The organism is Streptomyces sp. NRRL B-24484, assembly GCF_000717715.1.
In the GTDB taxonomy this organism is placed as follows: Bacteria; Actinomycetota; Actinomycetes; order Streptomycetales; family Streptomycetaceae; genus Kitasatospora.
The window spans coordinates 69,040-82,042 of record NZ_JOAI01000014.1; the positions used below are offsets into that span (position 1 = coordinate 69,040).

4 protein-coding genes are annotated in these 13,003 nt (G+C 72.2%); 1 reads left to right on the forward strand and 3 read right to left on the reverse strand.

The window, feature by feature from the left end; translation table 11 throughout:
• Positions 1–161: 161 nt before the first annotated feature.
• Both IE98_RS0115210 and pulA read right to left on the reverse strand, forming a co-directional pair.
• Positions 162–2,492, reverse strand: coding sequence for a M4 family metallopeptidase (locus tag IE98_RS0115210; RefSeq protein WP_030269159.1), 2,331 nt, complete (start codon positions 2,490–2,492; stop codon positions 162–164).
• Positions 2,493–3,004: 512 nt separating this feature from the next.
• Positions 3,005–8,539 (reverse strand): pullulanase-type alpha-1,6-glucosidase, encoded by a 5,535-nt coding sequence (gene pulA, locus IE98_RS0115215; protein WP_030269160.1) that lies wholly within the window; start codon positions 8,537–8,539, stop codon positions 3,005–3,007.
• A 433-nt stretch (positions 8,540–8,972) separates the two neighbouring features.
• Here pulA and IE98_RS0115220 point away from each other — a divergent pair, with 433 nt between their 5' ends.
• Positions 8,973–9,938 (forward strand): phosphatase PAP2 family protein, encoded by a 966-nt coding sequence (locus IE98_RS0115220; RefSeq protein ID WP_030269161.1) that lies wholly within the window; start codon positions 8,973–8,975, stop codon positions 9,936–9,938.
• A gap of 40 nt (positions 9,939–9,978) precedes the next feature.
• Here the strand turns inward: IE98_RS0115220 and IE98_RS0115225 are convergent, their stop codons facing one another.
• Positions 9,979–13,002 (reverse strand): bifunctional [glutamine synthetase] adenylyltransferase/[glutamine synthetase]-adenylyl-L-tyrosine phosphorylase, encoded by a 3,024-nt coding sequence (locus IE98_RS0115225; protein WP_030269162.1) that lies wholly within the window; start codon positions 13,000–13,002, stop codon positions 9,979–9,981.
• Position 13,003 lies beyond the last annotated feature (1 nt).

Here is a 13,003-nt window from a genome sequence, read left to right on the forward strand (position 1 = left end):
GAGTCTGTCCGGGCCGTATTTCCCGCTGCGGACACCCGTGTTTCCGCGGTGTTTCGTGTTGCGCGGGGGTTTCCGGAGTCTCACACCGCGAGACGGCGGCGGGGATGCGCGAGGGCCCGGCGGCCGTGGCCGCCGGGCCCTCGCTCACTGCCGGATCAGGCTCAGCTCGTCTGGATCGAGGTGTCGTCGATCACGAAGCTGGTCTGCAGCGAGGAGTCCTCCACGCCGTTGAACTTCAGGGTGACCGACTGGCCCGCGTAGGCCGACAGGTCGATCGTCTTCTGGCTGTAGCCGGTCGCCTTGTTGAGGTTCGAGTACGAGGCGACGGTGGTGCCGTTGACCGTGACGGTCAGCTTGTCGTACGCGGTGGAGGTGGTGGTCTCCGCCGTGTCGATGTGCAGCCAGTAGCTCAGGGTGGCCTTGCAGCCGGCCGGGATGCTCACCGTCTGCGAGATGCTGTCCGTGTGGCTGGAGCCGTAGCCGTCCAGCCAGGCCTTCCAGGTGCCGCTGTGCGAGGCCTGGGAGGTGGAGCTGTCGATGACGCCGCTGGTGGAGGTCCAGGTGGTGCTGCCGGACTCGAAGCCGGCGTTGCCGAGCAGCTGCGCCGGGGTGCAGCTGCCGCCGCCGCCGGAGTTGACCGTCCAGGTGAAGCTGGTGGTGCCGGTCTTGTTCGCGGCGTCCTTGGCGGTCACGGTCACGTTGTAGGTGCCCGCGGTGGTGGCGGTGCCGGTGATCAGGCCGCCGGAGCTGATCGACAGGCCGGTCGGCAGGCCGGTGGCGCTGAAGGTCAGCGGGGCGGTGCCGCCACTGGCCTGGATCTGCAGGTTGGCGGTGCCGTTGAGGGCGGTGGTCTGGTTGCCCGGGTTGGTGACGGTGACGGTGCCGCTCGGCAGCGAGCCGACGTTGACCGCGGCCCAGGCGGTGGCGACCGCGTTGTACTCGGCGCTGCCGTTGCCGTACAGGTCGGTGGCGGCGTTCAGGGTCGCGGTGCGGGCGGCCGCGTAGTTGGTGGTCGAGGTCATGTAGACGCTCAGCGCGCGGTACCAGATCTTCGCGGCCTTGTCCCGGTTGATGCCGGTGACGGCGATGTTGTTGACCGTCGGCGAGTTGTAGCTGACGCCGTTGATGACCTTGGCACCGCTGCCCTCGGCCAGCAGGTAGAAGAAGTGGTTGGCGACGCCGGACGAGTAGTGCACGTCCAGGTTGCCGACGCCCGAGTACCAGGAGTCGGCGGAGCTGCCGTCCTTGGAGGGCTTGTCCATGTACCGCAGCGGCGTGCCGTCGCCGTTGATGTTGATGAGCTCGCCGATGAGGTAGTCGGGGTTGTCCGACGGGATGTTGGCGTTGAACTCGACCATGCTGCCGAAGATGTCGGAGGTGGCCTCGTTGAGGCCGCCCGACTCGCCCGAGTAGTTCAGGTTGGCGGTGTTCGAGGTGACGCCGTGGCTCATCTCGTGGCCGGCGACGTCGAGTTCGGTCAGCGGGGCGTTGTTGCCCGAGCCGTCGCCGTAGGTCATGCAGAAGCAGCCGTCGTCCCAGAACGCGTTCACGTAGTTGTTGCCGTAGTGCACGCGGCTGTAGGCACCGACGCCGTCGCCCTTGATGCCGCTGCGGCCGTGGACGTTCTTGAAGTAGTCCCAGGTGGCCGCGACGCCGAAGTGGGCGTCGACCGCGGCGGACTCCGAGTTGGAGGCCGAGCCGTTGCCCCAGGTGTCGGTGGACTTGGTGTACAGGGTGCCGGCGCCGGAGGTGCCGTGGTTCAGGTTGGTGGTGTAGCCGTTGCCGCGGCCGCCGTCCTTCATCTGGTACGTCGAGCCCGACAGCGTGGTGCCGATGGTGACGTTGCCGACGAAGACGCCGGTGCCGGTGCCGGTCTTGATGCCCTCGGCCTTCTGGATCACGTTGCCGGTGGTGGCGTCGGTGATCACGTGCAGCTTGCTCGGGGTGCCGTCCGACTCGGTGCCGGAGACGACCGTCTCCCAGGCGAGGCGCGGGGCGCCGTCGGCGGCCCAGACGACCAGCCGCGGGGCGGTGTCCAGGGCGGAGCCCGACTCGGCCGCCAGCGCGGTGGCCTGGGCCTTCGGCGCGGCCAGCTTGGGCGTGGTGTTCACGCCGGTCAGAACGGCCTGGCTGGCCTTGTCCACGCTCTTGGTCGCACCGGCCGCGGTCTGGTGCACGACCAGGTCGCCGCCGAGCACGGGGAGTCCGGCGTAGGTGCGCTCGTACCGCAGGTGGCGGGTGCCGTCCGCGTCCACGATCGCGTCCTTGACGACGAGCTTCTCCTGCGCGCCGAGGCCGAGCGTCTGGGCGACGGCGGCGCTGCGCTGGCCGGCGTCGGACAGCAGCTGGGCGCGGTTCGCGGCCGCCTGCGGGGCCACGGCGGAGGGCGTGGTGGGTGCGGCGTTGGCCACGACCGGGATGCCGGTCACCAGCAGGGCAGTGGTGGCCGCCAGCGCGGCCATACTCACCCGGGCAGGGGTGTAGCGGGACATGCGGACTCCTTTTCCGACCGGTCGCGGGGTCACGAGCGGTGGAGAGAACCTGGGCCGCGGGGTTGCGGCGCAGCGGGGGCCCGGGCCGGTGGGTGCGCGGCTCGGGTGCGGTGCAAGCAGAGGCGGTGCAGGTGGAGCGGCGGCGCTGGACCTGTCGTTGGTACGGCCGCACCGGGGGTGGGGGACCAGCCCGTCTGCGGCCGGAGGAATCGTGGCAGCAAACGGCCGATGAATGACAGATGCATGCCACCAGATTGGCCAAGAAACGCCAACGGGCGTTAACGCCTGACGGGAAGTCGCCTCGGGGGGCGCGGCGGACCTCCGCCGCGGCGCCGCTTGGGCCGCCGGCGGCCGGATCGGCCCCTACCGGCCCGGCGGTGGGGCCGGTGGGTGCGCGAACCTGTTGCCGCGCACCTGACATGACGCACCATCGCGCCGCCGGGGATCGGTTTTCGGCCAAAACGAAGGGGCTCCGCATGGCTGCGGAGCCCCTTCGTCCTACGGACGTTCCGTCAGTGCTGGACGAACACCGCCACCGTGCGGCCCGGCACCGTGAAGGTGCCGGTGGCCGGGTCGAAGGCGGACTGCTTCACCACCGCGTCCGCACCGTCGGCCTGCGCCGCGTGCAGCGCCTGGCCGGTGCCCTTGAGGGCGGCCAGGGTCTGCTGCCGGGCGGTGGGCGTGGCGTTGAAGACCACGGTGATGCCCTTCTCCGCACCGGGCAGGCCGGTGCCGTCCAGGTGCATGGTGATCACACCGGGAGCCTCCCCGGCGGTGCCGGAGAGCGGGAAGGACAGCCGCTTCTGCACCTCCGCGGCGGTGCTCAGCGAGAACAGCGGCGAGGACTGCCGGATCCGCAGGAACTGCTGGTACATCGAGGTCGAGGCCTTGGTCTCGTTGCAGCCGACGGCCAGCTTCGGGTCGGCGAGCAGCGACTTGGCGGTCGGCCACATCGACTTGTTGTCGGCGGCCATCGGCAGGCCGCGGCCCCAGCCGTTGCCCTGGGTGCAGTCCCAGTGGATGGCGTTGAACCAGTCGCCGGAGTCGAAGGCGTTGGCGTCCAGCGACTTGGAGCGCAGCAGGTCGCTGCCGGCCTGGGCGAAGCCGGGGCCCTGGCCCAGCGCGGTCAGCGACAGGCCGAGCGCCTGCATCCGGGCGCGGTCGGCCGGCGAGGTGCCGGTCGGCAGCTTGTAGGCGAGGGCGTCGAACAGGTCGGCGTTGTCGTGGGCGTCGAGGTACTCGACGGCCTCGCCGGGCTGGGCGGCGTAGCCGGTGGGGGCGCCGTTGTAGTCGACGGCCTTGCCGGTGACGGTCTTCCCGTTGGTGTCGGTGAAGGAGTAGCCGGCCAGGTTGCCGGTGAGACCGACCTTGACCTGGTCCATCTGGTGCAGCAGGCGGGCCTTCTGCTCGGCCGGGGTGCCGTTGTCCGCCGAGCCGTTGGGGTCGGTGAACAGGCCGGAGGCGAAGCCCTGCTGGGGCGCCGAGGAGAGCATGAAGTTGCCGCCGCGGGCGGCGTCGCGGATCCGGTCGTTGAAGGTCGCGATGCCGGTTCCGGCCATGTTGGTCTGGGTGGCCTGGACGAAGCGGGCGTCGTTGGCGACGACGCCGAAGTTCCAGCCCTCGCCGTACAGAAAGACGCTCGATCCGTCGACGCCGTCCTTCTGCGGGGTCAGCGCGCGCAGCGCGGACTGCACGTCCAGCATGGTCGACTTCGGGTCGATGCCCATCAGGTCGAAGCGGAAGCCGTCGACGCGGTACTGCCGGGCCCAGGTGACGACCGAGTCGACGACCAGCTTGTTCATCATGGCGTGCTCGGGCGCGGTGTCGGCGCAGCAGCTGTCCGTGGTGACCTTGCCGGTGTCGCTGAGCCGCTGGTAGTAGCCGGGGACGATCTTGTCGAGCACGGAGTGCTCGGCCTGTCCCGCGGCGGCGGTGTGGTTGTAGACCACGTCGAGGACGACCCGCAGGCCGGCGTCGTGCATGGCCTGCACCATCTGCCGGAACTGCACGGTGCGGGCGGTGCCGTTGGGGTCGGTGGCGTACGAGCCCTCGGGCACCGTGTAGTGCAGCGGGTCGTAGCCCCAGTTGTAGGCGTCGTCGGCCTGGACGGCGGCGACGCACTCCTGCTGCTTGTCGCTGTCGGCGGCGAGCGAGGCGAGGTCGCAGGCGGGCAGCTTCTGGTCGACGCGGTTCTCGCGGATGGTGGCGATGTCGAAGGTCGGCAGCAGGTGGATCGTGGTGACGCCGGCCTTGGCGAGGTCGCGCAGGTGCTGCATGCCGGCCGAGGCGGACCGGGTGAACGCCAGGTAGGTGCCGCGCTCGTCGGCCGGCACGGTGGTGTCGGCGCTGGAGAAGTCGCGGACGTGCAGCTCCTGGATCTGCTGCTTGGTGGCGGGGATCGCGGCCGGGCTGCGGTGCGCGTCCCAGCCCTTGGGCTTGGTGCCCGGCGCGGAGAGGTCGGCGACCAGGCTGCGGGTCGAGTCGGTGGAGAGCGCGACGGCGTACGGGTCGGTGACGGTGTTGGTCACCACCTGCTGGACGCTGGGCGCCCAGACCTTGACCTCGTACGTGTAGTACTTGCCGTCCAGGTCGTCCCGGTCGCGGGTGAGCGACCAGACGCCGGTGGCGTCGTCCCGCTTGAGCGGCACCTTCTTCGGGGTGCCGCCGGTGGCCTTGTCGTACAGGTCGACGGAGACCTCGGTGGCGGTCGGCGCCCAGAGCGAGAGGGTGACCCTGCGGGTGTCGTCGCCGAACCAGCCGCCCTCCTTGCGGCCGCTGTAGACCGGGCCGAGCTGGGCCTTGGCGGCCTTGGCGCCGTACAGGTCGTCGAGGGCGCCGGGGATCTGCACGCCGGTGGCGGCCAGCGCGGCACCGTTCGGCAGGTGCTCGGTGAAAACCAGCTGGCTGCGCAGGGCGTCGGTGATCCGGCCGGTGTCGCGGCCGTCGACGGTGAAGGCGCGGTAGCCGGCGAGGTGCGGGAAGGCGGCCTTCTGGGCGTCGGTGAGGGTGCCGGGGTTGAGCCGGATCCAGCGGCCGGGCTTGCTGAGCACGCCCTTGTCGACGGTGATGCCGCCGGCCGGGTCGAAGATCAGCTGGGCGCTGGTGCCGCCCTTGAGCGCGGCGTCGCCGGCGCCGTAGTTGGCGGGCACCACGACGGTCTTCGCGTCGATCCACTGGGCGCGCGAGGAGGTGAGGTCGAGCTGCGAGGAGGTGCCGGCGGCCTGCGGCAGCAGGTAGCCCTCCTGGCCGCCGACGATCCAGATCTCGCGGCCGCTGGTGGCGAAGTTCAGCGACTGGTCCTGCGGGAGGTCCTTGTCGTTGCCGTTGTGGAGGATGTAGCTGAGGCTGGTCGCGCCCGCGGCGAGCGGCACCTCGAAGACCGCGCCGTACGCGTCCTTGCGGGCCGGCATCAGCGGGCTGCCCCAGTCGGTGGGGTTGGCGGCGCCCGTCCAGTCGTGCAGGCCCCAGCCGTCGTAGTTGCCGTCCGCGCGGTGGTAGTGGATGACCGCGGTGTTCTCCTTCACCGGCACGGCCGGGTCCGGGTCGGCGGTGCGGACGGTCGGGTCGCCCTCCTTGATCCACACCTCGCCGGTGGTGCCGAGGTCGATGTGGCGGTCGGAGTCGACGTCCTTGGTGCCGTTGTTCTCCACGACGAAGCCGACGTCGGAGGCACCGGACTTCAGCTTGACGTAGGCGAAGGCGCCGTAGGCGTCGCGGCCGACGAAGCCGTGCCCGTCGGGCCAGGTGGTGGACTCGCCGTCGGCGAGGTCGCCCCAGGCGTAGAGGTTCCAGCCGTCGTAGTCGTTGTTCTTGCGCTGGTAGTGCACGACCGCGTACGGGCGGGAGGTGGAGCTCGGGGCCTGCTGCGGCACCGGGGCGCCGGTGGTGAAGGAGCTGGTGGTGGAGGCGAGCCGGCCGGCCGAGTCCTGGACGACGGCCTTGTAGCGGACGACGGTGCCGGGAGCGGCGGCCGAAACGTCCTGGGTGACCTTGAAGGCGCCGTTGTCGGCGGTGCCGAGGACCTGCCACGGGCCGGTGCCGACCTGCGCGGCGAAGGTGACCCGGTTGAAGCCGGTGCCGGGCACCCGGGCGCCGACGGTGACGGTGCCGGTGGAGCCGTCGCTGGGCGCCTGCAGGGTGATCTGCGGGCCGGCGGCGGGCTTGGCGAGCTTGCCGGCCGCCCTGTAGACCACCGAGGACATCGGCGGCACGGTGACGGTGAGCTTGCGGTCGGCGCCGGTGGTGCTCTTGGCGCCGGCGGCCGGGTAGACCGGACGGAAGTCCATGCCGACGGAGTAGGTGTCCAGGGCGACGGTCTTCGGCTCGGCCGCATTGTTCACCGCGACGAGGTACTCGACCTGCTGCTTGGCGTCGATCCGGGAGAAGGCGTACACGCCCGGGCCGTCGGCGGCGTACCGCTCGATCTGGGCGCCGTCGGCGAGCGCCGGGTGGGCCTCGCGCAGCGAGGCGAGGTCGGAGATGCCCTCGTAGAGCGCGCCGTGCTTGCCGTACCGGTCGGCGGAGCCCTTGCTGCCGCCGATCACGTTGTCGGCGTTGTACGAGGGGGTCTTGGACGCGAACATGTCCTGCCGGGCGTCCTTGTCGCCGCCCGCGCCGGTGAAGCCCTGCTCGTCGCCGTAGTAGACGACCGGCTGGCCGCGGGTGAGGAACTGCAGCTCGTTGGCGAGCAGGTCCTTCTTCAGCAGCAGGTCCTGGCCCGCGCCCGGGTTGTCGCTCTGCAGGAAGCTGCCGAAGCGGCCCATGTCGTGGTTGCCGAGGAAGGTCGGCAGCTCGTAGGCGTCGGTGGCGCCGGTGGTGTAGCGGTAGTCCTGCGCGTACAGCTCGGCGAGGGACTTGGCGGAGCCGTTCTGCGAGACGAACCGGCGGGCCGCGTCCTGGAAGGCGAAGTCCAGGGTGGCCTGCAGCTTGCCCTTGGTGACGTACGGCGCGGTGACGGACGGGTCGGCGGAGTAGACCTCGCCGAACATGAAGAAGTCCTTGTTGCCGCGCTGGGCGGCGAACTGCTTGAGCGCGGGCGCCCAGTTCTGCCAGAACGCCATGTTGACGTGCTTGACGGTGTCGATCCGGAAGCCGTCCACGCCGGCCTCGGAGACCCAGGTCTGGTAGATCTTCTTGAAACCCTCGACGACCTTGGGGTTCTGAGTGTCCAGGTCGTCCAGGCCGGAGAAGTCGCCCTCGGTGGCGGACTCGCCGACGAAGGTCGAGTTGCCGCGGTTGTGGTAGAGCGAGGGGTCGTTCAGCCAGGACGGCACCTTGGCGTTCGCGTCGGCCGGGGTGCGCAGCACCGGGCTGTAGGGGAACGAGTCCTTGGTGATCTTCGGCCAGGCGGCGCCGGCGTCGGCGACGGCGGTCTCGTCGACCGGGTTGCCGTCCGCGTCCAGGGTCGGGTAGGCGCCGGCGGAGCGGTAGTCGTAGCTGTGCTCGGCGAAGTCGACGACGTCGGCGGTGTGGTTGGTGATGACGTCGAAGAAGACCTTGATGCCCTTGTCGTGCGCCTTGCGGATCAGCTCCTTGAGCTGGTCGTTGGTGCCGAAGTGCGGGTCGACCTGGGTGAAGTCGGTGATCCAGTAGCCGTGGTAGCCGGCCGAGGCGTCGGCCCCGGTGCCCTGCACGGGCTTGTTCTTGAAGATCGGCGCCATCCAGATGGCGGTGGTGCCGAGGTCCTCGATGTAGTCCAGCTTGTCGATCAGGCCCTGCAGGTCGCCGCCGTGGTAGAAGCCCTTGTCGGCGGGGTCGAAGCCGTTGTCGAGGCGGCCGCCGGTGATGCCCCCGGTGTCGTTCGCGGTGTTTCCGTCGGCGAAGCGGTCGGGAAGGACGAAGTAGAACTGCTCCCGCGTGAGGTCGTGCCGGGCCGCGGTGGCGGCGAGCGCGGCGTCGGAGGGCGGGGCGGGCGGGGCCGCGGCGGCGGCCAGCGGAGCCGAACCGAGGGTGGCGGAGATCAGGGACGCGGCCAGCAGGACGGCTGCTCGGCGGGGTCTGCGGTACGGGGTGGTGCTCCGAGAACGGCGGGGCTGAGCATCGGCCACAGCGGGCTCCCTTGGGGCGGCTCGTTCGTCATTGAGTTGAGGTGGCGTGGACGCTAGCGCGCTGCAAGATGTTTCAGCAAGATGCAGAAAATGTTGCAACCAACCTCTTGACCGAACCGTTGCGAAGGCCGCACAGTCGTACGTACGCCCGGGTTGTACCGCCGGATGCCGGGCGCGTTCCACGGGGCCGCCCGTCGGGTCCGGACGACCCGGTCCGGTGCCTGACAGCACCCGACGGGCTCCCCCGTGGGCCGCACCGCGCCCGGGCGCCGGGGCCTCCCCGGTTCGACCCCTGTGCTGCGCACACGCAACAATGGATTGCATGCGTCCCCCCAGGCCCACTCCCCCTCCGTCCACAGGGGGACAGCCGGTGAAGAATCCCCGACCAGAGGATGAGCGGACGGCCACGGGACGTCTGGCAGACTTCTCGTCCATGGGGGAACCGACCGAGATCCACGCAGCCGACGCCGACCGCGCCGGTACGGCGTCCACCGGCGGTTCCGTCCCGGGCGAGGACGGGCACCACGGGACCTCGCTGCCGGACGGAGCCACCAGCGCCGCCCGTACGCGCTCCGCCGCGCTCCGCGCGCGGGTCCGCACCCAGCGCCGCTCCCCCGCCCGGCCCCGGCTCTGGTTCGAGCTGGCGCTGATCGGCATCAGCTACTGGCTGTACTCACTGGTGCGCAACGCCGTCCCCGAGCAGGCCGCGATCGCCCAGAAGCACGCCGACTGGGTGTGGCGCTTCGAACGCACCCTCGGCGTCGGCATAGAGCGGGCGGTCAACCACACCGTCGACCGGGCCGAGTGGTTGATCGTCGGTATGAACTACTACTACGCGACCCTGCACTTCATCGTCACGATCGGGGTGCTGGTCTGGCTGTACCGCAGGCATCCCGGCCGCTACGCGGCCACCCGCACCGTCCTGTTCGTGACCACCGGCATCGCCCTGGTCGGCTTCTACTGCTTCCCCCTGGCACCGCCCCGCCTGATGACCGGCGGCAACTTCATCGACACCGTCGCCGCCCACCACACCTGGGGATCGATGGCCTCCGGCCCGGCGGCGCACGTCTCCAACCAGTACGCGGCGATGCCCTCGATGCACATCGGCTGGTCGCTCTGGTGCGGTCTGACGATCTTCTTCCTGGCCCGCCGCACCTGGGTGCGGGTGCTCGGCCTGCTCTACCCGGCCGCCACCCTGGTCGTGATCATCTCGACCGCCAACCACTTCTGGATGGACGCCGTCGGCGGCGTCCTCTGCCTCGCGGTCGGCTTCCTGGCCGCCCGGCTGCTCTACCACGTCTGGTCGTACCAGCTGCCCAGGGTGCCGGGCGGGCCCCGCCCGCAGCCGGTCACCGTCCCGGTGCACTGGACGACCCCGGTCGGCGCCGGGCGCCACTGAGCCCGGCCGGCACCCGGCGGCGCGCCCCGGAGGGCGGCCGTCACGGACCGTAGAACAGCCGCTCCACCACCGCACGGGCCCGCCGGGTGGTGCGCCGGTAGTCGTCCACCAGCTCCCCGGAGTGGCCGGCCCCGTAGTCCAGGTAGCGGGCGACGCCGGACAGCTCCCTGGCGTCCCCGGGGAAGCTGTCCCCCGGCCGGCCGCGCACCAGCATCACCGCGCTGCGCACCCGGGAGGCGAGCACCCAGGCGGCGTCCAGCACCATCGCGTCGTCGTGCGAGACCAGCCCGGCCCGGGCGGCCTCCGCGAGCGCCGCCCGCGTCCGGGTGGTGCGCAGCCCCGGCAGTTCGTGGCCGTGCTGGAGCTGGAGGAGCTGCACCACCCACTCGACGTCGGCGAGCCCGCCCCGGCCGATCTTGGTGTGGGTGGTGGGGTCGGCTCCCCGCGGCAGCCGCTCGGACTCGATCCGGGCCTTGATCCGCCGGATCTCCGTCAGGTCCCGCTCCGGCACGCCGCCGCCCGGGTAGCGCATCGGGTCGATCAGCGCCCGGAAGCGCTCCCCCAGCTCGGCGTCGCCGGCGACCGGCTCGGCCCGCAGCAGCGCCTGGCTCTCCCATGCGTGCGACCACCGCCGGTAGTAGGCGGCGTACGAGGCGAGGGTGCGCACCAGCGGGCCGTTGCGGCCCTCCGGACGCAGGTCGGCGTCGACCAGCAGCGGCGGCTCGGTGGAGGGGGCGGCGAGCAGGGTGCGCAGTTCGTGGCAGACGGCGTGGGCGGCCCTGGCGGCGTCCTCGTCGAGGGCCTCCAGCACCGGCTCGTGGACGAGCAGGACGTCCGCGTCGGAGCCGTAGCCGAGCTCGTGACCGCCGAACCGGCCCATCGCGATGACGGCGATCCTGGTCGGCAGCTCGCCGTTGCGGGCCTCCCAGCCGGCGATGCAGGCGCGCAGGGCGCCCTGCAGGGTGGCGGCGTTGAGGGCGGTGAGCGCCTCGGCCGCGGTGTCGAGGGCCTCGGCCGGGTCGTCGCCGAGGCGGCCGAGCACGTCGGCGGCGGAGGTCCGGAACAGTTCGCGGCGACGGACCGCCCGGGCCGCGGCGACACCCGCGGCGGCGCCGTCGGCCCGGCCGACCGCGGCGAGGATCTCCTGCTCCAGGGCGGCCCGGCCGCGCGGCACCAGGCCCTGCGGGTCGCCGAGCATGGCGACCGCCTCGGGGGCGCGCAGCAGCAGGTCCGGGGCGAGCCGCCCGGCCGACAGCACCCGGGCGAGCTGCTCGGCGGCCGCGCCCTCGTCGCGCAGCAGCCGCAGGTACCAGGGGGTGCGGCCGAGCGCGTCGGAGACCTGCCGGAAGTTGAGCAGTCCGGCGTCCGGGTCGGCGGAGTCGGCGAACCAGCCGAGCAGGACGGGCAGCAGGGTGCGCTGGATGGCCGCCTTGCGGCTGACGCCCGAGGCGAGGGCGGACAGGTGGCGCAGCGCGGCCGCGGGGTCGGCGTAGCCGAGCGCCTCCAGCCGGGCCTTGGCGGCGTCGGCGCGCAGGCCCGCCGCGCCGACGGGCAGCTCCGCGACGGCGTCCAGCAGCGGCCGGTAGAACAGCCGCTCGTGCAGGCGGCGGACCTCGACGGCGTGCCGCCGCCATTCGCGGTGCAGGGCGGCGACCGGGTCGGCCCGGGTGTCGTCGTTGATCAGGGCGGAGAGCGAGCGGGCCAGCCGGCGCTGGTCGGCCTCGCCGGTCGGCATCAGGTGGGTGCGGCGCAGCCGGTACAGCTGGATGCGGTGCTCCATGGCGCGCAGGAAGCGGTACGCGGTGTCGAGGGAGGCCGCGTCGGCGCGGCCGACGTACCCGCCCGCGCTGAGCGCCTGCAGCGCCTGCAGGGTGTTGCCGCTGCGCAGCGAGGGGTCGGTGCGGCCGTGCACCAGCTGGAGCAGCTGGACGGCGAACTCGACGTCGCGCAGGCCGCCGGGGCCGAGCTTGAGCTGCCGGTCGAGCTCGGTGGCGGGGATCGCGTCGACCACTCGGCGGCGCATCTGCTGGACGTCGGCGACGAAGTTCTCGCGCGCGGCGGCCTGCCAGACCAGCGGGGCGATGGCCTCGGTGTAGGCGGCGCCGAGCTCGGTGTCGCCGGCCACCGGGCGGGCCTTGAGCAGGGCCTGGAACTCCCAGGTCTTGGCCCAGCGCTGGTAGTAGGCGAGGTGGCTGGCGAGGGTGCGCACCAGCGGGCCGTTGCGGCCCTCGGGGCGGAGGTTGGCGTCGACCGGCCAGATCACGCCCTCGCCGGTGGTGTCGGAGCAGATCCGCATCAGCCGGGCGGCGAGGCGGGTGGCGGCCTGCATCGCCCGGTGCTCCTCGACCTCCTCGCGCGGCTCGGCGACGAAGATCACGTCCACGTCGGAGACGTAGTTGAGTTCGCCGCCGCCGCACTTGCCCATGCCGATCACGGCGAGCCGGCAGGCGGCCGCGGCGTCCGGGTCCTCGTCGCCGGCGATGTCCAGGGCGGTCTGCAGGGTGGCGCCGGCGAGGTCGGCGAGTTCGGCGGAGGCCTGCGACAGGTCGGTGGTGCCGGTGAGGTCGCGGGCGGCGATGGCGAGCAGGCAGCGCCGGTAGGCGGTGCGCAGGACGTCGGGGCGGCGCTGCGGGTCGGCGGCCCAGACGCGCTCGGCGAGGGCGCGGCGGAACTCGGCGGCGCCGGGGTGGATGTCGTGCTGCTCGAAGCTGACCAGCGCGTGCCAGTCCTCCGGGTGGCGGGCCAGGTGGTCGCCGAGGGAGGCGGAGGCGCCGAGGACGGCGAGCAGGCGGTCACGCAGCGGCTTGGCGGTGGTGAGGGTGTCGCGCAGGGTGTGCCGCTCGGGCTCGTCGAGGGCCTCCAGCAGACGGGCGAGGCCGAGCAGGGCGAGGTCGGGGTCGGCGGTGGAGCCGAGCGAGTCCAGCAGCAGGGAGTCGCCGGCGAGGCCGGTGAGCGCCGGTTCGGCGAGGCGCGCCACGGCCGCGTCCGGGTCCTCGAAGCCGCGCCTGACCAGGCGTACCTCCAGGCGGCTGGTCCGGCCGCCGGTCCGTTCCTCCACCGACATC